15 protein-coding genes and 1 riboswitch are annotated in these 22,050 nt (G+C 62.9%); of the genes, 5 read left to right on the top strand and 10 right to left on the bottom strand.

What is annotated here, in order from left to right; all coding sequences use genetic code 11:
• Positions 1 to 4: 4 nt before the first annotated feature.
• From GH665_RS33910 to GH665_RS33900, 3 genes are all read right to left on the bottom strand, one after another.
• Positions 5 to 3,058 carry an efflux RND transporter permease subunit gene (locus tag GH665_RS33910; RefSeq protein WP_153141455.1) on the bottom strand — a complete coding sequence of 1,018 codons (3,054 nt, stop codon included), beginning with the start codon at positions 3,056 to 3,058 and terminating at the stop codon, positions 5 to 7.
• Positions 3,059 to 3,070: 12 nt separating this feature from the next.
• Positions 3,071 to 4,222: an efflux RND transporter periplasmic adaptor subunit gene (locus tag GH665_RS33905; RefSeq protein WP_153141454.1), complete on the bottom strand. Its 1,152-nt coding sequence runs from the start codon at positions 4,220 to 4,222 to the stop codon at positions 3,071 to 3,073.
• 115 nt (positions 4,223 to 4,337) lie between these two features.
• Positions 4,338 to 5,843: an efflux transporter outer membrane subunit gene (locus GH665_RS33900; protein WP_153141453.1), complete on the bottom strand. Its 1,506-nt coding sequence runs from the start codon at positions 5,841 to 5,843 to the stop codon at positions 4,338 to 4,340.
• Positions 5,844 to 6,290: 447 nt separating this feature from the next.
• Between GH665_RS33900 and lpxA the strand changes: the two genes are divergently transcribed.
• Entirely contained in the window at positions 6,291 to 7,085 is a 795-nt protein-coding gene (lpxA, locus tag GH665_RS33895) for an acyl-ACP--UDP-N-acetylglucosamine O-acyltransferase (protein ID WP_217361923.1), read from the top strand.
• A gap of 78 nt (positions 7,086 to 7,163) precedes the next feature.
• Here lpxA and GH665_RS33890 read toward each other — a convergent pair whose 3' ends face one another.
• Both GH665_RS33890 and metE (GH665_RS33885) read right to left on the bottom strand, forming a co-directional pair.
• A complete protein-coding gene (locus tag GH665_RS33890; RefSeq protein ID WP_153141452.1) occupies positions 7,164 to 9,095 on the bottom strand; it encodes a TonB-dependent receptor domain-containing protein in 1,932 nt (643 codons plus the stop codon).
• Between the two features lie 348 nt (positions 9,096 to 9,443).
• Positions 9,444 to 9,645: riboswitch (cobalamin riboswitch) on the bottom strand.
• 68 nt (positions 9,646 to 9,713) lie between these two features.
• Positions 9,714 to 12,032, bottom strand: coding sequence for a 5-methyltetrahydropteroyltriglutamate--homocysteine S-methyltransferase (gene metE / locus GH665_RS33885; protein WP_153141451.1), 2,319 nt, complete (start codon positions 12,030 to 12,032; stop codon positions 9,714 to 9,716).
• 143 nt (positions 12,033 to 12,175) lie between these two features.
• Between metE (GH665_RS33885) and GH665_RS33880 the strand changes: the two genes are divergently transcribed.
• Both GH665_RS33880 and cobF read left to right on the top strand, forming a co-directional pair.
• On the top strand, positions 12,176 to 13,099 hold the full coding sequence (locus tag GH665_RS33880) for a LysR family transcriptional regulator (RefSeq protein ID WP_153141450.1): 924 nt from the start codon (positions 12,176 to 12,178) through the stop codon (positions 13,097 to 13,099).
• Between the two features lie 88 nt (positions 13,100 to 13,187).
• On the top strand, positions 13,188 to 13,952 hold the full coding sequence (gene cobF, locus GH665_RS33875; RefSeq protein ID WP_153141449.1) for a precorrin-6A synthase (deacetylating): 765 nt from the start codon (positions 13,188 to 13,190) through the stop codon (positions 13,950 to 13,952).
• 114 nt (positions 13,953 to 14,066) lie between these two features.
• Here cobF and metE (GH665_RS33870) read toward each other — a convergent pair whose 3' ends face one another.
• Positions 14,067 to 16,358, bottom strand: coding sequence for a 5-methyltetrahydropteroyltriglutamate--homocysteine S-methyltransferase (gene metE, locus GH665_RS33870; protein ID WP_153141448.1), 2,292 nt, complete (start codon positions 16,356 to 16,358; stop codon positions 14,067 to 14,069).
• Between the two features lie 107 nt (positions 16,359 to 16,465).
• Here metE (GH665_RS33870) and GH665_RS33865 point away from each other — a divergent pair, with 107 nt between their 5' ends.
• A complete protein-coding gene (locus GH665_RS33865) occupies positions 16,466 to 17,380 on the top strand; it encodes a LysR family transcriptional regulator (protein WP_153141447.1) in 915 nt (304 codons plus the stop codon).
• A gap of 72 nt (positions 17,381 to 17,452) precedes the next feature.
• Here the strand turns inward: GH665_RS33865 and GH665_RS33860 are convergent, their stop codons facing one another.
• On the bottom strand, positions 17,453 to 18,298 hold the full coding sequence (locus tag GH665_RS33860) for a helix-turn-helix transcriptional regulator (RefSeq protein ID WP_425496062.1): 846 nt from the start codon (positions 18,296 to 18,298) through the stop codon (positions 17,453 to 17,455).
• Positions 18,299 to 18,409: 111 nt separating this feature from the next.
• On the opposite strand from GH665_RS33860, the gene GH665_RS33855 reads away from it, so the two are divergent.
• On the top strand, positions 18,410 to 19,309 hold the full coding sequence (locus GH665_RS33855; protein WP_153141445.1) for an SDR family oxidoreductase: 900 nt from the start codon (positions 18,410 to 18,412) through the stop codon (positions 19,307 to 19,309).
• 27 nt (positions 19,310 to 19,336) lie between these two features.
• On the opposite strand, the gene GH665_RS33850 is transcribed toward GH665_RS33855, so the two are convergent.
• The 3 genes from GH665_RS33850 to GH665_RS33840 are packed head-to-tail and all read right to left on the bottom strand — an operon-like array spanning position 19,337 to position 22,037.
• Positions 19,337 to 20,629 carry an NAD(P)/FAD-dependent oxidoreductase gene (locus GH665_RS33850; RefSeq protein WP_153141444.1) on the bottom strand — a complete coding sequence of 431 codons (1,293 nt, stop codon included), beginning with the start codon at positions 20,627 to 20,629 and terminating at the stop codon, positions 19,337 to 19,339.
• 8 nt (positions 20,630 to 20,637) lie between these two features.
• On the bottom strand, positions 20,638 to 21,384 hold the full coding sequence (locus tag GH665_RS33845) for an amino acid ABC transporter ATP-binding protein (protein WP_153141443.1): 747 nt from the start codon (positions 21,382 to 21,384) through the stop codon (positions 20,638 to 20,640).
• Positions 21,381 to 22,037, bottom strand: a complete 657-nt coding sequence (locus GH665_RS33840; RefSeq protein ID WP_153141442.1) for an amino acid ABC transporter permease — start codon at positions 22,035 to 22,037, stop codon at positions 21,381 to 21,383. Before GH665_RS33840 ends, GH665_RS33845 begins: the two co-directional genes overlap by 4 nt.
• Between the last annotated feature and the right edge of the window lie 13 nt (positions 22,038 to 22,050).

The raw sequence follows: 22,050 nt of genomic DNA, 5'->3' as shown, positions 1-22,050 counted from the left end.
TGGTTCAGCTCGCCTCCGGCACACCCGCTTCCCGATGATGATCGGCGGCGAGAAACATATACATCGCGGGCACCACGAACAACGTGAAGAGGGTGCCGATCGACAAGCCCGTGAAGATCACCAGCCCCATCGCGTTGCGGCCCGCCGCGCCCGCACCCGAGGCGATCACCAGCGGCACGACGCCCAGCACCATCGCCGCCGTCGTCATCAGAATCGGGCGCAGCCGCACACCCGCCGCTTCTTCGAGGGCCTCGCGCTTCGATTTGCCGGCGTGTTGCAGTTCGTTGGCGAACTGCACGATCAGGATGCCGTGCTTGCTGACGAGCCCCATCAGCGTGACGAGGCCGACCTGCGTGTAGATGTTCAGCGTCGTCAGACCGACGTTGATGAAGATGAGCGCGCCGAACAGCGCCATCGGTACCGACACCAGGATCACGATCGGGTCACGGAAACTTTCGAATTGTGCCGCGAGCGCGAGGAACACGATGATCGTCGCGAACAGCAGCGTGATGACGAAACCGCCGGACTCCTGCACAAATTGCCGCGATAGCCCGGAGTAATCCGCCGAATATCCCGACGGAGCGGCTTCCGCCGTCGCCTTGCGCAGAAACGCGAGCACTTCGCCTTGCGACACGCCCGGCACGGTCACGCCTGAGATTGTCGCGGAGTTGAGCTGCTGGAAGTGGTTGATCGATTCCGGTACGACGTTGTGTTCGATATGCGCAATCGTCGAAGCCGGAATGACACTGCCGTCCGGCGTGCGCAGGTAGTAATCGAGCACCTGTGATGGATTCAGGCGGTCGGTCTGCAGGACCTGCGGAATCACCTTGTACGAGCGCCCGGCAATCGAGAAGTAGTTCACGTAGCCGCCCCCGAGCGCCGAACCGAGCGCTTGCCCAACGTCGCTCTGCGAGAGCCCGAGCGAGGCAACCTTGTCGCGGTCGACAACGAGCGTTGCCTCCGGCTTGTCGAGCTTGAGATCGCTGTCGACAAAGAAGAACATCCCGCTCGCACGGGCTTTTTGCAGGACGGCTTGCGACACTTCATCCAGGTTCTCGAAAGGCTCCGTCGTGCTGATGACGAACTGCACCGGCAAGCCCTGTGAGCCCGGCAACGGCGGAAACTGGAACGCCGCGACGCGCGCCCCGGCAATCTGATTCCATTTCTGCTGCAATTCCTGCTGTAAAGCGGTTGCGCCCTTGCTGCGCTGGTCCCATGTCTTGAACAGCACCCCGCCGATCCCCTGGTTCAGGGTTGGCGCACCGGTAAGCTGGAACATCTGCGAGTATTCGGGCAACGCTTTGGAGATGTTGAATACCTGATCGGCGTACGTCTGCATCTGCTGAATGGTCGCGTTCGGCGGCCCCTGGATCTGCGACAGGACGATCCCCTGATCTTCCTGAGGCGCGAGCTCCGATTTCGACGTCATGAACAAATAGACCGTGCCGGCGAGCAGCAACGCGCCCATCACGATAAACACGGACCAGGTGTCGAGCGTCGCGTGCAACAAGCGGCCGTAGCCGCGATGAACGCGTTCGAACTGGCGATTGACGAAGCGCGCGAAGCGCCCCGACTCCTGCTCCGCGCGGAAGAAGCGCGAGCACATCATTGGCGACAACGTCAGCGCGATCACGCCGGACACCGTCACCGCGCCGGCGAGCGAGAAGGCGAATTCGGTGAAGAGGGCGCCGGTCAGGCCGCCCTGAAAACCGATCGGCACATACACGGCGATCAGCACGACGGTCATCGCGAGAATCGGGCCGCCGAGTTCGCGCGCGGCGATCAGCGCCGCTTCGAGCGGCGTCTTGCCTTCCTCCATCATGTGACGATCGACGTTTTCGACGACGATGATCGCGTCGTCCACGACGAGCCCGATGGCGAGCACGAGCGCGAGCAGGGTCAGCAGATTGATCGAATAGCCGAGCAGTTGCATCACGAAGAACGTGCCGATCAGCGACAAGGGCATCGCGATCAGCGGGATGATGACCGCGCGCAAGCTGCCGAGGAACAGGAAAATCACCACGGTGACGATCAGCAATGCCTCGACCAGTGTCTTGATGACCTCGTAAATCGCCGTGTTGACGAAGTCGGTCGCGTCATAAACGATATCCCCCGTCATGCCGGTCGGGAACTGCTTCTGCAAGCCGGGAAAGATGGCTTTCACGCGCTTGGCCACATCGAGAATGTTGGCGTCCGGCGCGACCTTGATGCCGATGAACACTGAACGTTTGCCGCTGAACGCGACGTTGAAGTCGTAACTGTCGGCACCGAGCACGACGTTCGCGACGTCTTCAAGGCGCACGATCGCGCCGTTCTTCTGTTTGATGACGAGCTGCTTGAAGTCGTCGACGGTGTGCAGGTCGGTGCCCGCGTTCAGGTCGACGCTAACCATCTGCCCTTTCGTCGTGCCGAGTGTCGCGAGGTAGTTATTGTTGCCGAGCGCCGTAAAGACGTCGCTCGCCGTCACGCCATGGGCGGCGAGCCGCGTCGAATCGAGCCAGGCGCGCAACGCGAACTGCCGCCCGCCGAGAATTTCGGCGGTTTGCACGCCTTCAACCGAATCGAGCTTGGGCTTGACGACACGCAGCAGGTAATCCGTGACGTTATTGCTCGGCAGCACGTCGCTGTAAAAACCCATGTACATCGCGTCTGTGGTCTGCCCGACCTGCACCGTCAGCACCGGCTGTTGCGCCTGCGGCGGCAACTGGTTGCGCACCGACTGGATCTGCGTGTTGATCTCGGTCAGCGCGCGGTTCGCGTCGTAGTTCAGGCGCAGCGTCGCGGTAATGGTCGACACGCCGGTAGTGCTGGTCGAGGATAGATAGTCGATGCCCTGCGCCTGGGCGATCGCGGCTTCGAGCGGCTGCGTGATGAACCCGGCGATGGTGTCGGCATTCGCGCCATAGTAAGCGGTGCTGATCGTCACGACGGCGTTCTCGGTCTGCGGATACTGGCTGACTTTCAGGGCGGCGAGCGAGCGCAGTCCGAGCACGAGGATCAGCAGGCTGACGACCGATGCAAGCACGGGCCGCCGGATAAAGAGATCGGTGAATGTCATCGCGCGGTCTCTCTATTGTTCCTGAGGCGCCGGATTCGGATTGTCCGCCGGCTGCACGCTGTTGTTGACGATGAGCGGCGAGCCGTTCTTGAGCTTGAGCTGCCCGCTCGTCACGACCTGCATGCCGGCCTCGACACCTTTAAGAATCGCAACCTGATCGCCGCGCGTCGGCCCCGGTGTGACGAACACCTGCTGCGCGACGGGTAGCGCCTTGCCCTGCGCGTTGGGTTGCGCACCCTGCTTGACGATGAACACGGTCGCGCCGTAGGGGTTGTAGGTGATGGCCGTTTGCGGCAGCGTCAGGTAGCGCTGCGCGGTGCCCGCGTCGATCTTCACGTTCGCGTACATGCCCGGCAGCAGCTTGCGATCGCGATTGTCCACGGTGGCTTCGATCTGGATGTTGCGCGTGGCGCTGTCGACCCGCGGGTTCATCGACTGGATCTTGCCCGTGAAGGTCTGCCCGCTATACGCATTGGTATCGACCACGATGGTCTGGCCGATCGCGAGCTGGCCGAGCTGTTGCTGCGGCAGATAGAAATCGGCATAGATCGGATCGATCGCTTGCAGCGTGACGATCGCGTCGCCCGGATTGAGGTACTGCCCCGGATTGATAGTGGTGATGCCGAGGCGTCCCGCAAACGGCGCGCGGATCGTCTTCTTGTCAACCAGCGCGGCCTGTTGCGCGACCTGCGCCTTCTTGCCCTTGAGGTCGGCGGCGTCCGCGTCGAGCTGCGCCCGGGCGATGGCCTTGATGTCGTATTGCGCCTTGTCGCGCGTGTAGACCGTCTGGGCAAGTTCGGCCGCGGCCTGCAATGACTGGAGCAGCGCGACGTCGCTGTCGGCATTGAGCCGGACCAGAACTTGCCCGGTTTTCGCTTCCTGGCCCGAGCTGAACGCCACCTCGCGCACGAGGCCCGCGACTTCGGTGGTGACGTCGACGCCGCGCACGGCGCGCAAACTGCCGACCGCGGCAAGCTGCGGTTGCCAGGACTGATAGCCGGCGACGATCGCCGAGACGGTGGAGGGCGGCGCCGCGTTGCTCGCCATGAACTTGCCGATCATGTACGAGCGGAACTGGTTGAAGCCGACGAGCGCGGCCAGCAGCAGGCCGACACAGATCAGCATGATCACCATCCGCTTTGTCATCGGTTTTCTTTCGGTCATCGTTGTGTCCTTGCACGGCATGGGGCGAAGCGCCGGACGGTTCGTATCTTCGTGCCTTCGTTTCTGACTGCGGGTGTTGCCAGAAGCGGTGCAGCGAACGTTCTGCCGGATTACGTCAATGCGTTGTTGCGGCGGTGGCCGGCACGGGCTCGTTCCACCAGCCGCCACCGAGCGCCTGGAAGAGAGCGGCCGTGTCGGCGTAGCGGGATGCCTGGGCCTGCGCGAGACTGACCACCGTTTGCTGATACTGGCGTTGGGCGTCGAGCAGCGACAGATAGCTCACGCCGCCGACGCGGTACTGCCCGCGCGTGAGGTCCAGCGAATCGCTGGCGGACTGCCAGGCGTCCGTCTGCGCTTTCAGGCCGGTCGCGTCGTGATCGAGCGCGCGCAGCGAATCCGCGACGTTCTGGAACGCCAGCAGCACGGTTTCGCGATATTGCGCGTCGGCCTGTTCGTACGCCGCCTCGGCCGCGCGCTTCTGCGCACTCAGTTGGCCGCCGTGGAAGACCGGTTGCAGCAGGCCGGCACCCAGGCTCCAGATCGTGCTGCCGGCCTTGAACACCTGCGCCGGCGTCAGGGCTTCGGCGCCGTAGCTCGCGGACAGCGTGATCTGCGGATACATCGCCGCGGTCGCTACGCCGACTTGCGCGCTGGCCTGATGCAGCAACGCGTCGGCGGCGAGAATGTCGGGCCGCTGCCGCACCAGTGCCGACGGCAGGCTCACGGGCAGCGAGTCGGGCAACGAGAACATCTCGAGCCTGAATTCGGGCAATCCGGCGTCGCTGGGTAGTTTGCCGGCCAGCACGGCGAGCTGATGACGGACCTGGTCGAGTTGCTGTTGCAGCGGCGGCAGCGTGGCGCGGGTTTGCGCCAGCAGGGTTTGTTGCGCGAGTACGGCCGTGCGGCCCACGCCACCCAGTTCGAACTGTTTGCCGAGTACGCCGAGTTGCTCGTCTTCTTCCGTGGCGATCCGCCCGGTTGCGTCGATCTGTGCGCGCAGCGATGCTTCCTTGACGGCCGCGGTCACAATGTTGGCGGACATCGCGAGATAGGCGGCCTGCAACTGGAAATCCTGGTAATCGATTTGCGCGTGCAACGCTTCGAGTTCGCGCCGCGCGCCGCCGAACACGTCGAGCTTGTACGACACATTCACCGATGCGTTGTAGAGATTGAACTCATCGACGACGCCAGGCTCGCCGAACGAGATGCCGTTCAGTTTTTCGCGCGTGGCGCCGAGTTGCGCGTCGACGCTGGGCAGGAGGGTGCCGCCGGCTTGCGCCTTGAAATTTTCGCGCGCCTGCCGCAAGGCGGCTTGCGCCGCGGCGATGTTCGGGCTGTTGACGATGGCCTGGCGGATCAGGGTGTCGAGCGGCTCGCAATGAAAGAGCGCCCACCAGGCCGCGGGAATGTCCTCGCCCGGCACAAAGCGCTGGGGTAAGCCGGCAGCCCCCGGAGAAGAGGCCGTCTGCTCGGGCAGCGGCGTGGCGGTGTACGTGTCCGTAGCAGGGGCGGCAGGCGTGCGGTAGTTGGGACCGACCATGCAGCCGGTCACCGCGGCGCAGCCGCAAAGCACGACGTACAGGCGCCGCCGCCCGACAATACGCTGGTTCACGTCGATCATCGATCCACCTTATATCGCCTGCGTTTAGCTTAAGCGAGGGGAGCGGATGGGATTATGCGGACCACCCGAACTTCGATGTTTCTTGTCCTGACGGCGGAATTTATACCATGCGGCAAGAAATCTACGCGTAGCCTAGCATGGCCGATTGCTGCACGTGACGCGCGGGATGCACGAGATCACGTAGTCAGTTCGCTCGACGAGCTTTCAGACAGCAATCTGTAAGGAAGGGGCTCTGAGGGCTGGCCGAATACGGAACCCGCGAGGTGGATTGCGACGCTGGCAAAGTCGTTCACATTCATATTCGCATGGCGCGATAAGAGGTTCCGATGGCCGATCGGCAAGCGCCAATAAAGACCCATATAATCGATCGCTGAAATGAATTGGGGCTCGCTGCTCCGGCATTAAATCTGAACTGCAAGACCACGAGAGTGGCATTCCTGAGAGGTTATGTTTGTGATCGATAAAACGGCTGTCATCCATCCGACCGCGGTGATTGAAGAGGGCGCTGTGATTGGTGCCGGCGTTCGCATTGGCCCCTACTGCTGCGTTGGCGGCGATGTCGAGATTGGTGAAGGCTCCGTACTGAAGTCGCACGTTGTCGTAAGCGGCCATACCCGCATTGGCCGGGACAACATCATCTACCCGTTCGCCACGATTGGAGAGGACAACCAGGACCTGAAGTACGCCGGCGAGCCGACGCTGGTGGAAATAGGTGATCGGAACAGAATCCGGGAGAGCGTCACGATCCATCGCGGCACAGTCCAGGGTGGCGGCATTACCCGGGTTGGAAACGACAATCTTCTGATGGTCAACGCTCATGTTGCCCACGATTGCATCGTGAGCAACCATTGCATTCTGGCAAACAATGCAACGCTAGGCGGTCACGTAATTCTGGACGACTACGTAATTATTGGCGGGATGGTTGCGGTTCATCAATTCTGCATTATCGGCGCGCACGTCATGGTGGGGGGCTGTTCGGGCATCGCCCAGGACGTACCGCCGTTCGTGATTGCCCAGGGCAATCACGCTTCGCCGGTTGGTGTGAACACCACGGGGCTGCAGCGCCGGGGGTTCAGCAAAGAGGCAATACAGGCCATTCGAAATGCCTACAAGCTGCTGTACCGGAGTGGCAAGACGCTTGATGAAGCGAAGCCGGAGATCGCGGAGATCGCCTCCGCTCACGCCGAAGTCAAACCGTTTTACGAGTTTCTGACTCGCTCGACTCGCGGTTTGATTCGATAAGGTCCTGTGCGGCAATACGCAGGCTACGTCGTCGGGAGAATTGTCGCCCGACGACAGAAAGCGTGAGCCTGTTTCCGCCTAGAACGTATACGCCACCTTGCCGAATGCCGTGCGGCCGAGCGAGTTGTAACCGTATGCGGTGACGTACTGCCGGTTAAACAGGTTCGACAGGTTGGCGGAGACGGTGAGGTGCGAATTGATCTTGTAGGCGGCGCGCAGATCGACTCGCGTGTACGACGGCAGATAGGTCGTGTTGTACTGGTCGTCGAAGGTCGAGCCGCCATAAAGCAGCGAGACACCGGTGCTGAGCGCGTGCAGGTGGAATTCGTCCCACATGTGATCTACGCTCAGACTAATCGTCTGGCGCGGACGGCGGGGGAGCCACGTCTGATCGGTGACGTCCTGCGGATTCATCACGCCGACCGCGACACTAACCGGTGTCGATTTGCCGATGGTGCCCTTGTAGGACAGATCGATGCCCTGGATGTGCGCCCGCCCGATGTTCACGGGCATATTGAGCGCGGGGTTGAACGAGATCAGATCATGGACCCGGGTGTCATAAACGGCGGCCGTGAAGGTGCCGATCGAGGTCGACGCGTCCAGCGCTGCCTCCACCGTGTCGCTGCGTTCGGGCAACAGGTTCGGATTCGAATAGCCCGGATAGTACAGATCGTTAAACGTCGGCAGGCGGAAAGCATTGCCATACGAAAGCCGCGCCGTATAAACCGGCGTGATCGCATAGGCCACGGCGACATTGCCGGTATTGACCGACACCCCCTGGACAACGTCGTGGCGACCCGCGAGGAACACCGTCAGCGCGCCGAGCGTGGCCGACTGATGGAGCGAGAAAGACGAATCGTTGCGGGCCGGCAAACCTTGAGGCGCATCCACCGGCAGGAACGCCAGCTCGCGGCTGAAGTCGTACGCAACTTTTGACTCTCCGGACAGCGGCAGACCGAACAGCGTCAGTCCGCGCTCCTGATGCGTCAGCGAGGTCGTGGTGCTTAAGCGCGTCGAGTCGAACTCATCGGACGGGATGGTCGGGTTGTTCGCGTAGACGAACTGGCGGTCCGTCGCGTAGCCCACCGACTGGTCGAACTGGGTGGTCGGCGTAACGTCCAGATGAAATGCGAGGCCCGTCGTCAGTTGATGATCGAGTTGCCGGTCGGCGCCGCCTGCATTGTCGTACGACAGATCGGACTTGTGATACAGAGCGAACGCGGAGAGCGACCAGTTGTCGTGTGCGTAGCCGAGTCGCGCGTCCACGTCCTGCGCGTGGTACGGATTGCGGCCGTCCTCGTGACCATAGGCGTACGGCTGGGTCGCATCGATCCCGGCAGTGTTGTAGTCGTGCAGGCCGAGCGAGTAGGTCAGCCCCGAGAGTGCGGAGAGCGGACCCGTGGACGGGATACTGCCCGACGTGCGGAGCTGTGTGTCGAAGGTCTTGTTCGAACCGCCGCCTACCGAGACCGTGGTCCGATTCGGCTGATTGGATGCATGGTTGGTGAATAACTGTATGACGCCGCCCATCGCGTCCGCGCCGAACGAGGCGGCCGCCGGTCCCGAGATCACCTCGACGCGGTCGAACGCGGAGGTTGGCAGATCGGCCCACGCAGCTTGCCCGGTGGTCGAGGAACCGACCCGGATGCCGTCGATAAACACCGCGACCTGACTGGCCGACGAGCCCCGGATGCTGACCGCGGCGGAAGAACCTGGTCCGCCGCTTTGCGAAATGGTGACGCCAGGCAGCGTGGCGAGGGCCTGCGTGATACTCGGATCGGCTGGCGACAGACGGTCGAGATCGGCGCGCGTCAGGACCTGAGTGGTGGCGAAGCGTCGGTCGAACGATTGCGGCAGATGTTGCGTGTCGCCGCTGACGAGAATATTCGGCAGCGTGGTTTCTGCCGGAGTCTGCTCCGGCTGCTGCAACGACGTGCCGTCCGCGGCCTGTGCAACCTGCCATGCCGAGACGGTCAGGGCGGAGGTGATGATGAGTTGGCGGAACTTCATGATGAGATGTGTTCGTTCTTGCAGATTTCTGTGGGTAGAGGGCTACGGGGCTAGGGGGCCAGCAGGCCGTTTAGCCGCGTTCAAAGGTTTAACGTCTGGCGCAACAGGCTTCCAGTTCGTCGTAGCGCTTCATGCGATAGGGGACGAACGAGCCAGGCCAGGCGGCAATCCTGAAGGCGGCGAAAGCGCTATCAATGGCGATGACGCGCCAGCGCGAGGTTCCCCTTGTAGGGAACCGGGTTGAACAGCAGTGGACATGACAGATCCTGAGGCTTGGGCTGTCTTTGCAGCGGGCGACCGCTCAAGAGCGGTGCTTGCACATCGGGACACCCCGCCCGGTGCGGCTGCGCAGACCTCGGTTCGATGGCAGGTCTCCTGGCTCACGGGTCAATGTCACGTGCCGACCTTCCCGGTGCTCTGCTCCAGTGGTCATGAATGGCACGGACTCGCCGCTTACAGTTGCGGGGGCAGCCGCAGATTCGGAGCATGGCTGCTCGTACTGCGTTCCCTTTTGATCCCGGTAACGGGAACCATCAGCGCGAAGCGTACCGATGCGTCGTGGTGGCCGTCAATCACTACGGCGTTGGCGGTACGCTTCCTGTTGTTATTACGTCTGGCTTACTGGGTTGCGAGCCTTTGCCGCAGTGCCCTGGCGGCCAGCACCATGTTGGACAAGGCGGCTTCCGTCTCCGGCCAGCCCCGGGTTTTCAGGCCGCAGTCGGGGTTGACCCACAGACGCTCGGCGGGGATGACCTCGCATGCGCGTTCGAGCAGCCGCTGCATGGCTTCGACGCTCGGCACGCGCGACGAATGGGTGTCGTATACGCCGGGTCCGATTCCGTTCGGATAGGCGAACTCGCCGAAGCCGTCGAGCAACTCCATCGAAGAGCGGGATGTCTCGATCGTAATCACGTCCGCATCCAGCGCGGCGATCGACGGCAGAATGTCGTTGAACTCCGAGTAGCACATATGGGTGTGGATCTGCGTGGCGTCGGAGACGCCGCCCGCTGAAATCCTGAAGGCCCGGGTCGCCCAGTCGAAGTAGTCGGACCAATCCGCCTTATGCAGCGGCAAGCCCTCGCGGAAGGCGGGCTCATCGATCTGAATGATGCGGATGCCGGCCTTTTCGAGGTCCACGACTTCGTCGCGAATGACGAGCGCCAGTTGGAGCGCCGTGGTTGAGCGCGGCTGGTCGTCACGAACAAACGACCATTCGAGCATGGTGACCGGTCCGGTCAGTACGCCTTTCACCAGGCGGTCGGTCAACGACTGCGCATGACAGGCTGCGTCCACGATCATCGGCTCGGGCCGGTAGATGTCGCCGTAAATGATCGGCGGCTTGACGCATTGCGAGCCGTAGTTCTGGATCCATCCGTTTTCGGTGAGCGCATACCCCCAGAGCTTGTCCGCAAAGAATTCGACCATGTCGTTGCGTTCGACTTCGCCGTGCACCAGCACGTCGAGCCCGAGTTCTTCCTGTCGCCGGACGACGGTCGCCGTTTCGGCTCGCATACGTTCGAGGTACTCAAGCGCGCGCATTTCGCCGCGACGATGGGCGGCGCGAGCTTGCCGGATCGCCGGCGTTTGCGGAAACGAACCGATTGTCGTGGTGGGCAGGAGCGGCAGCTTGAGCGAGTGACGCTGCACACGGCTGCGGTCGGCGAACGGACTCTTGCGGCTAGCCATGGTATCGGTGATAGCGGCGACACGCCGCTGAACCAGCACATTGAATACCGCTCCGGAGTGGCGGCGCGACTCGAGTGCGCTGCTTGCTGCCGCGAGCGCCGACCCGGCTGCTGCCGGCAGCCCGGCGCCCGGCAGCCCGGCGCCCGGCAGCCCGGCGCCCAGATGATGCAGCGCCAGCGCAATCGTGCTCAGTTCATCGAGTTTTTCGGTCGCGAAGGCAAGCCACGATTTGAGTTCGGCATCGAGTTTCTTTTCGGACGCGAGCGTGACCGGCACGTGGGCCAGCGAGCAGGACGGCGCGATCCACAGCCGTTCGCCGCGTTGCGCGTAAAGGCTCTTGAGCGAAGCGGCAATGGCAACCAGATCGGCGCGCCAGATGTTGCGTCCGTCGATGACACCGACCGACAGGACCTTGTCCGCCGGCAGCGCCGAGCACCAGGCCTCCAGTTGCTGCGGCGCCTTGACCAGATCGATATGCACACCGTGCACAGGCAGCTTTGCGACGGTTGGCGCGTGCTCGGCGGCGGTGTCGAAATAGGTCGCCAGCAGCACCTTGATGCCCGAGTCGCCCAGCACGTTGTACACGGCGGAAAACGCTTCGAGCCAGTCCGCTTCGAGATCGAGGCAGAGCGCGGGTTCGTCGAGTTGAACCCACTCGATACCTCGCGCTTTCAGTGTGTCGAGAATGCGCAGGTAACGGATGACCAGCCTGGGCAGCAACGACAGGCGGTCAAAACCCGCCACGCGGCTTTTGGATAGCCACAGATAGGTGATGGGTCCGATCAACACCGGCTTGACCGCGAGATCCAGCGCGAGTGCCTCGTCGATTTCCTCGAAGAGCCAGTCGACGCCGCCGTCGAATGTCGTGTCGGGACCGAGTTCCGGCACCAGGTAGTGGTAGTTGGTATCGAACCACTTGGTCATTTCCATAGCCGGCTGCGCCTTGTTGCCCCGCGCCAGTTCGTGATACTGGGCGAGCGACAGGGTCTTCGGCTCGAAGCCGAAGCGCTCCGGCAACGCGCCGAGCAGGGCGGTCAGGTTCAGCATCGGGTCGTACCACGCGAAATCGCCGGCCGCGACGAAATCCAGCCCGGCGGCGCGCTGCAATTCCCAGTGACGGGCGCGCAACTCTTTTCCGACCTCACGCAGATAGGTGTCGTCGGATTCTCCGCGCCAGAAAGATTCCTGGGCGAACTTGAGTTCGCGATGTGCGCCGATGCGCGGAAAACCAGATATGTGAGTGCGGGCCATGCGGAATCCTTGAGTGAATGCCGCGTAGTGTGCAAGTCACGCTATGATTCATCAAGCGACATGTTTTCATCATCATATGAACCACATTCATATCAAGTTTTTCTCTCCTTTTCTGTACTGCCATGGCCGGCGCGGGCGGTGCCATGCTTGAACTGCGTCATCTCCGTTCGCTCATTGCGATCTCCGAATCGGACAAGCTGGTGAGCGCTGCCGAGCGGGTCAATCTCAGCCAGTCCGCGCTGTCGCATCAGATCCGCGATATGGAGGCTCACTACGAGGTGTCCTTGTTCGAACGCACCCGGCACGGACTGCGTTTTACGGCCGCCGGCGAGCGGCTGCTTGCGCTGGCGCGGGACACGGTGGCCGCGGTGGCCACCGCCGAGCGCGATCTGGTTCGCCTGAAGGGCGACGTGCGCGGCGAGCTTCGAATCGTGCTGGAATGCCACACCTGCTTTGACTGGCTGATGCCGGTCATGGATGAATTTCGCCGGCGATGGCCGGAAGTCGAAGTCGACCTGGTCGCCGGGTTCCATGCCGACCCGATGAAACTGCTGAACGAGGGCAAGGCAGACGTGGTGATCGGCTCGAAGCCCGCCACGCGGCGCAATCTGCACGTCGCACCGTTGTTCCGGTTCGAGATACAGGTCGTGATGGCCAATGAGCACCGGTTGCGCAACAAGCGGCGCGTCGGTCCCGACGACCTGCAAGGCGAGACGCTGATCACCTATCCTGTGCCGGAATCGCGTATCGACCTGATTCGCGAAATTCTGGAACCGGCGGGGATCAAGCTCGAACGGCGAACCGCCGAACTGACCATCGCGATCATGCAGCTCGTGGCGAGCCGCCGTGGCATTGCGGCGCTGCCGAACTGGGGCGTGAAGAATTACGTCGACCACGACTACGTGCTCGCGAAGCGTGTTGGCGCCGGTGGACTGTGGAGCGAACTCTATGCGGTCGCACCCAAAGGAATCGCGGGGCGGCCGTACTTCGACGATTTCGTGAGGATCGTTCGGGACATCTGCGCGGCCCAGCTCGACAGCATTGAACTGATATCCGGCAATCCGTGAGCGCCTGCGGGCGCGTCCAGCATCAATTGACATCAGCCGCGGGTGTGCTCGATCGAGACGCCCGCCGCTTTAGCCAGGAGTTGAAGTGATGAAAAAGATCCTGATCATCGGAATTGGAGCCGGGGATCCTGATTACATGACCGTTCAGGCGATCAACGCGCTCAATCGGGTCGACGTGTTTTTCGTGATGGATAAAGGCGTCGCGAAGGAGAAACTCGTCGCGCTGCGCAAGCAGATCATCGAGCGATTTATCGACGGCGACGATTATCGGATTGTCGAGGCCACCAGTCCTGAACGCAGACGCGACGACACCGATTACCGGTCGACAGTCGATGAGCTGAACCGCGACAAGCAACGCCTGTTCGAAGGCCTGATTACGGACGAACTGCACGACGGCGAAGTCGGCGCTTTCCTGGTGTGGGGCGACCCATCGCTCTACGACAGTACGATCCGCATCATCGAGGCCATTGCGCAAGACGGCCGGCACGCGTTCAACTATGACGTGATTCCCGGGATCAGCAGTGTCCAGGCGCTGGCCGCACGGCACAAGGTCCCGCTGAACCTGATTGGCCGATCGATCGCGATCACCAACGGCCGCGTGCTCGCCGAAGGCTTCCCCGCGAATGTCGATAGTGTCGTCGTGATGCTGGACTCACAGAATGCCTACCGGCATCTCGCGCATGAAGACCTGGACATCTACTGGGGAGCGTACGTGGGCACCCCCGACGAGATTCTTATTTCGGGAAAGCTGCGCGACGTGATGGACGAGATCGAGCGCGTCAGAGCGGAGGCTCGCCGCACCCACGGCTGGATCATGGACACGTATCTGCTGCGTAAGCGCGACGGCAAATGAAAGATGGCCACCGGAAGGTGGCCATCTTTCATACAACCGGCTTGCCGGTTGCGGCGCCGGCCAGTTGTTTCACGCGGTAAGCGCGGCTTGCACGGAGCGGACCGCGCATGCGCGTTAGACGCAAGCGCGCAGCTTCCTCGCCGCCGCCACCATGTTGGTCAGCGCCGGAATGACCTCTTCCCACTGGCGCGTCTTCAAACCGCAGTCCGGGTTCACCCAAAGGCGCTGTGCCGGAATGCGTTCAGCGGCCTTCTTCATCAGTTGAACGATGTGTTCTTCGGTCGGGATGTTCGGCGAGTGAATGTCGTACACGCCCGGTCCGATTTCGTTCGGGTAGTTGAAGTTGTCGAACGCGTCCAGCAGTTCCATATCCGAGCGCGAAGTCTCGATGGTGATCACGTCGGCATCCATGTCGGCGATCGACGAGATGATGTCGTTGAACTCCGAATAGCACATATGCGTGTGGATCTGCGTTTCGTCATCCACCCCATTGGCGGTGATACGGAACGACGTCACTGCCCAGTCCAGGTATTCCTGCCATTGCGATTTGCGCAGCGGCAGACCTTCGCGCAAGGCTGCTTCGTCGATCTGGATCACGCGTACGCCGGCCTTTTCGAGGTCGAGCACTTCTTCACGGATCGCCAGCGCCAACTGGTAGCACGACACCGAACGCGGCTGGTCGTCGCGCACGAACGACCAGTTCAGGATCGTGACCGGTCCCGTCAGCATGCCCTTCATCGGCTTGCTGGTGAGCGACTGCGCGTACTTGATCCATTCCACCGTCATCGCCTTCGGGCGGCTGATGTCGCCGAACAGAACAGGCGGCTTCACGCAGCGCGAACCGTACGACTGCACCCAGCCGAACTGGCTGAACGCATAGCCGTCGAGCTGTTCGCCGAAGTATTCCACCATGTCGTTACGCTCGGCTTCACCGTGCACCAGCACGTCCAGCCCCAGCGTTTCCTGCTCGCGCACGCTGCGTTCGATCTCGGCCTGCATCGCTGTCCTGTAGCCGGCTTCGTCCAACGCGCCGCGCTTGAACTCGCTACGTGCATGACGGATCGCGCCGGTCTGCGGGAACGAGCCGATGGTCGTGGTCGGGTAGGCCGGCAGCTTCAACAGGGCAGCCTGCTTGTCGGCGCGCGCCGGGTAGGTGTTCTTGCGCTGACCGAGGGCCGGGCTGATCTTCGCGAGGGCAGCCTTGACCGCCGGGTTGTTCACACGCGGTGACGCGCGACGCGCGGCAATGGCGGCGCCGTTAGCGGCCAACTCTGCCTGGACGGCGTCGCGGCCATTGTTCAACGCGCTCGCCAGCACCTTCAGTTCGCCCAGCTTTTGCAGCGCGAAGGCGAGCCACGAGCGGATTTCCGCATCCAGCTTCTGTTCGCTTTCCAGGTCCACCGGCACATGCAGCAGCGAGCACGACGGTGCAATCCAGAGGCGCTCGCCCAGTTGCTTCGCGACCGGCTCGAGCCAGTCGAGCACGCCGTTGAGGTCGGTCTTCCAGATGTTGCGGCCGTTGATTACGCCGAGCGACAGCACGCGGTCCTGCGGCAATTGTGCAATCACGGCAGCGACTTCAGCGCGCGCATTGATTGCATCCAGATGCAGGCCTTGCACCGGCAGCTTGCAAGCCAGCGGCAGGTTGTCGAGCAACTGGCCGAAGTACGTCGCCAGCAGCAGCTTGACCTTGCTGTTCGCCAGCGCGTCGTATGCGGTGACGTACGCCTGTTGCCATTCGGCGGACAGTTCGGTAACGAGGACCGGTTCGTCGATCTGCACCCATTCGACGCCTTGCGCCGCCAGCGTGGCCAGCAGTTCGGCGTAGACCGGCAGCAGGCGCGGCAGCAGGGCCAGCTTGTCGGAGTCGTCCTTGGCCTTGCCCAGTGCCAGGTAGGTCACGGGGCCGACGATCACCGGTTTGGCCTTGACGCCTTGTGCGTTGGCCTCAGCCAGTTGTTCGAGCAGGCGCGACGGGTCGAGCTTGAACTCGGTGCCGGCGCTGAATTCGGGGACGATGAAGTGATAGTTGGTGTCGAACCACTTGGTCATCTCGCCGGCAGCAACGCCGCCGCAGCACGCGCCGTGCTCTTCGGCGCCTTTGGCCGAACGGCCGCGGGCGACGCGGAAGGTGTTGTCGAGCGCATCGCCATGGAAGCCACGCACGCGTTCGGGCAGGTTGCCCAGCGTGAAGCTCATGTCCAGCACCTGGTCGTAGAAGGCGAAATCGCCCACGGCGGCGAGGCCGAGGTCGGCCTGGTGTGCCCAGTGACGCTGGCGCAACTGGGCGCCCAGCGCTTTCAGTTCGCCGAGCGAGGACTCACCCTTCCAGTAGGACTCGAGCGCGAATTTCAGTTCGCGCTTCGCGCCGATGCGGGGGAAGCCCAGATTATGTGTGGTTGCCATGGTGTCGCCTTGATTCGGTCAGGTTGCGGATCGAGGCATGCTAGCGAAGGCGTCTTATGAAGTAAAATGGTGTTAATTCAACGAACCATTAGTTTTGTTCATATACCATGCTTGAGAGAGTTCACCTGGCGATTGTTCAGGCGGTGGATAAGCACGGCTCGCTTACCGCCGCAGCAGAAATCCTGTGTGTGACGCAATCCGCCCTCAGCCACTCCATGAAGAAGCTGGAGCAGCAACTGGGTACGGATATCTGGTTGCGCGAGGGCCGCAGCTTGCGCTTGACCCAGGCGGGCCAGTATCTACTGGCGGTTGCTAACCGCCTGCTGCCCCAACTGGATCTGGCCGAGGAGCGTCTTAAACAGTACGCACAGGGCGAGCGTGGGGCACTGCGCATCGGCATGGAATGCCATCCCTGCTATCAGTGGTTGCTCAAGGTGGTGTCGCCGTATCTCGCGCGCTGGCCGGACGTGGATGTCGACGTCAAGCAGAAATTCCAGTTTGGCGGCATTGGCGCGCTGTTCGGCTACGAAATCGATCTGCTCGTCACGCCGGATCCGCTCTACAAGCCGGGCTTGCGCTTCGAACCGGTGTTCGATTACGAGCAGGTGCTGGTGGTGAATCGCGAGCATCCGCTGGCGGGCGTCGAGTATGTGAAGCCGGAACAATTGACCCGGGAGGTGCTGGTCACTTATCCGGTCGAGACAGACAGGCTCGATATCTACAATCAGTTTCTGATGCCCGCGGGCGTAACGCCCCGGCGTCACAAGGCGATCGAAACCACCGACATCATGTTGCAGATGGTGGCCAGCGGCAGAGGCGTCGCGGCACTGCCGCGCTGGCTGGTGGAAGAGTATGCCAACAAGATGAACCTGGTCCCGGTACGGCTGGGGCGAAAGGGCATCGCCAAGCAGATTTTCCTGGGCGCCCGCGAAACCGATACGGAAATTGACTACCTCAAGGCCTTCATCGAACTGGCGCGCATGCCGGCGGCTGCCTCGATCGAAGCCGGGCAAACACCGTAGTCCGAGCGGTTTGCTGCATGCCTGCCGCATGCCTGCTGTGGGCCGTGTTCGAGCGATAAAGAATGCACCGGCTCACTTCCCGGCAATGGCCGGCGTTCTCTCGATCAGTGAGCGGATCAGTTCCTGATCGACCGGGGTTGCCGGGTTGTAGACCACCATCCGAAGATCCGGCCGCCCGTCGACCGCGAACGACGAGTATTCCAGCGAGATCGGCCCCAGCACGGGGTGGCGCACACGTTTGATGCCGTCGCCGTGACTCTGCACTTCATTGTCCTGCCACATGGCGGCGAACTCAGGGCTTGCCCGGCACAGTTCGTCGACGAGCGGCGCCACCTCGGCGTCGGCGCCCGCGCGCGCGGCATCGACCCGGAAGGCGCCCACCACCATGCGGGCCACGCTGGTCCAATCGAATTGCGCGGCGCGCACGCGAGGGTCGCAGAAGATCATGCGCAAAATGTTGCGCCGTTCAGGGGGCAGGGTGGCGTAGTCGGTGAGCACGGCCGCGGCTGCGCGATTCCATGCAACCACGTCCCACGTCGCAGTCCTTAGGATCGCCGGGCTGTAGGGCAGCGCTTCGAGCAGGCGTTGCAGCCGGGGCGTGATCGCGTCGCTGCCGCGATAGCGGACTTCAGGCGGATGGCCGAGGCCGAGCAGGAATACATGTTCGCGCTCGACCTCGGTCAGCATCAGCGCTTTCGCGATGCGGTCCAGCACGTCCGCCGACGGATTGCCGCCGCGCCCCTGCTCCAGCCAGGTGTACCAGGCCGCGCTGATATTGGCGCGCTGCGCCACCTCTTCGCGACGCAGTCCGGCCGTGCGCCGCCGGCCGCCGGAAATACCGAAGGAGGCGGGATCGAGCTTGGTGCGCCGGTTCTTCAGATAGCTGCCGAGCCGGTTGCCGCTTTCTTCGTCGTTCACTTGAGCCATGCTTAACCTGTTAAGACGTATACCCGGATAATCTCACCACTTTAACAGGATGATTTTGCCTCGTAGATTGCTCCCAATCAACCTGATTTGGGAGTGTTTCACATGCGAGTCTTTGTCACGGGAGCGACCGGTTTCGTCGGCTCCGCTATTGTTCGCGAGCTGCTCGCGAACGGCCATCAGGTCCTCGGCCTGACCCGCTCGGCAGAGGGCGCGGCGGCGCTCGCCGCGGCCGGCGCCGAGGCGCACCATGGGTCGCTGACCGACTTCGACAGCTTGCGCCGGGGCGCGGCGGCGGCTGATGGGGTCATCCACACTGCGTTCAATCACGATTTCTCCCGCTTTGCGCAGAGCGCGGAGGAAGACCGGCAGGCGATCGAAGTACTAGGCGGCGTGCTCGAAGGCAGCGAGCGTCCGTTGCTCGTCACGTCCGGCACGGCGTTGCTGAGGCATGACGCCGACGCGGCGACCGAGACGGATCGTCCCCCCGTACCGTCCGACAGTTTTCCTCGTGCGTCGGAGGCGGCGGCAGAAGCGCTTGCCACGCGCGGCGTGCGGGCGAGCGCCGTGCGGCTGGCGCCGTCCGTTCACGGTGAAGGCGATCATGGGTTTGTCCCTCGGCTCATCAGCATCGCGCGCGAGAAGGGCGTGTCGGCGTACGTGGGCGACGGTCTCAACCGCTGGTCCGCCGTGTATCGGCTGGATGCCGCCCGCGTTTTCCGGCTCGCGCTCGAGCGTGGCGCCATCGGCGGTCCCTATCATGCAATCGCTGAAGAGGGAGTGCCGTTCAAGGCGATTGCCGAATTGATCGGTCAGCGGCTCGGGGTACCGGTCGTCGCCAGGTCAAAGGACGAGGCGCTGGCCCATTTCGGATGGTTCGGCAGGTTCATCGGCATGGATTTGCCGACCTCGAGCGCACGGACTCGCGAAGTGTTGGACTGGACGCCGACCGGTCCGGACCTTCTCACCGACATCGGCCAGCCGGGCTACTTCGCGCATCCCTGATTGTCAGCGCCGAATGGCTCGCCAATCTCAAGACAGCGCATCGAGCAGTCCGTACCACGCCACGCCCGCACTGATATAAAACCGCTGCAGCGCGTGAAACGGAACGGGCTCGATCGACGTGGGCGGCAGCGGTAAACCGCGTGTCGTCCCGCCGATCAAGGCAGCCAGATGCTTGCCCAAGGTCGTCGCCATCGCAATGCCGCGTCCGTTGTAACCGAGCGCGATCGTCATGCCCTCCGCCGGCAGATGCACGTGCGGCAGGAAATTGCGTGTAATGGCGATGCGGCCGGCCCAGCGGTATTCGTAGCCGATGCCCTTCAGCTGTGGAAACATCAACTGGGTGGCCCGCTCGAGATGGGCCCAGTCGGCTGCGCTGCGCGGCTCGCGAAACGGTCCACGACCGCCCATCAGCAGACGCCCATGCGCATCTTTGCGGAAATAGAGCAGCAGGCGCCGTGAATCGGAAGCCACTTCGCCACCGGGCAGAATCGTGGCGCCGACATCGTCGGGCAGCGGTTTTGTCGCGACGATAAAGCTATTCGCCGCGATCACCGATTGGGCGAGACGTGGCCACAGGCCGTCGGTATAACCGTTGCTTGCCAGCAGGATCTGTCTGGAATCGATCAGCGGGCCATGCGCCGTGCGAATTCGCCAGCCTGCCGTGCCGCGCTCGACGCTCGCGGCACGGGTTCCGCCGTGGACCGCCGCGCCTGCCGTTTGCGCCGCGCGCGCGAGGCCGCGCGCGTAGCTCAACGGCTGCACGCTGCCCGCGCGCCGATCGACCCAGCCGCCTACGAATGCGCCCGTGCCGAGCCGCCTCGATACCTGCGCACGGTCGAGCAGTTCGACCGGCGCACCGCGCGACGCCCACTGTTGCGCCCGAGCGTGCAGCATGCCGAGCAGCTTGCTCGAATGAGTAGGTTGAATCCAGCCGGCGCGCGTCGCGTTGCATTGAATGCCGTGGCGCTCGATCAGATCGAAAACCGTATCCGCGGCGCCGCCCGCCATCTGTATGAGCGCGGCACCGTCGCCTGGGCCGTAGCGCCGGATGAGTTCGTCGGGATCGTATTTCAGACCCGGTATCACCTGGCCGCCGTTGCGGCCAGAGGCACCCCAGCCGGGCTCATTGGCGTCGATCACGCAGACGCGCAGGCCCTGTTCCGCCAGATGCAAGGCCGTCGATAAACCCGTATAACCGGCGCCGACGATCGCCACGTCCACCGTGACCGAGCCGTCGAGCGGCGGCGCGTCGACAGCGGGTTCCGCCGTTGCCGCCCAGAGCGAGGGGGGCAGCGGTTTTGCAACTTCAACCAGGCTCATAGTGGTACTCAAATCCGGGATGCTTCGGTAAGCGCAGGCATCTTGCCGAGAAACTCGCGTGTGCGCGGATTGCGCGGACGTTCGAACAGATCGGCGGCAGACCCTTCCTCATGGATCATGCCGTCGTGAAGAAAGCAGACCCGGTCCGCCACTTCGCGTGCAAATCCCATTTCATGCGTGACGACGATCATGGTCATGCCGTCGTCGGCAAGCTGGCGCATCACGCCGAGCACTTCACCGACCAGTTCCGGGTCCAGTGCCGAGGTCGGCTCGTCGAACAGGATCGCTTTCGGTTCCATGGCCAGCGCGCGTGCAATCGCCACGCGCTGTTGCTGGCCGCCCGACATTTCGGCCGGGTAAGCGTCCATCCGGTGCGAGAGACCGACCTTGTCGAGCAGATGCCGGGCCCGCTCACGGGCCTCGGCACGCATTTCCTTCTTGACGAACACGGGACCCTCGAACACGTTTTCCAGCGCGGTGCGATGCGGAAACAGATTGAAGCGCTGGAACACCATGCCGATCTGCGCGCGCAGGTTATGGATCTGCTTTGACTTCGCATCGACGGGGTTGCCTTCGACGGTGATCGTGCCGGCGTCGTGCCGCTCCAGTCCGTTGATGCACCGAAGCAGTGTCGATTTGCCCGAGCCCGATGGACCGATCAGGCACACCACCTGAGCGCGTTCGACGCTCAGGCTGACACCCTTCAGCACGTGCTGATCGTGAAAGCGCTTGTGAATGGAGTCGACCTTGATCATCGTTTTCCCTTCAATCCGAGGCGGCGTTCGATTCGCCGCAAGCCATAGACGAGCGGCAGGCTGAGCGCGAGGTAGAGCAGCGCGACCAGCGTGAATACCGTCATGTTCTGAAATGTCGACGAGGCGATCAGTTGTCCGGCGCGCGTCATTTCGGCGACGGTGATCGTCGAGGCGAGCGACGAGTCCTTGAGCATCATCACGAGGGTATTGCCATACGGCGGCAACGCGATCCGGAACGCCTGCGGCAACACCACGCGCCGCATGATCATCGCGCCGCGCATGCCGATGGACTGCGCCGCTTCGATCTGCCCGTGGTCGATCGCCTGGATGCCCGCGCGAAAGTTCTCCGCCTGATACACCGAATAGGCGACGCCGAGACCGATGAAGCCCGCCTGGAACGCCGACAACTGCACGCCGAGATCGGGCAGCACAAAGTAAATGTAGAAGAGCTGAACGATAATCGGCAGCCCGCGAATCACGTTGATGAAAGTCGCGGCGGCGTTCGATACGACGCGGTTCTGCGACACGCGCATCAGCGCGAGCGCCAGGCCGAGCACGGTGCTCAGAACGAACGAGCAGAACGTGATCTCGATCGTGACGACCGCGCCTTTCAGCAGGATGGGCAGAAACTCGATGGCGTTCTGGAGGAACATGGCGAAGCGTCCT

Origin of the sequence: Paraburkholderia agricolaris, assembly GCF_009455635.1 — a bacterium.
GTDB lineage: Bacteria > Pseudomonadota > Gammaproteobacteria > Burkholderiales > Burkholderiaceae > Paraburkholderia > Paraburkholderia agricolaris.
Note: the sequence above shows the minus strand (reverse complement) of the source record. Positions and strands in the feature narration are given on the sequence as shown.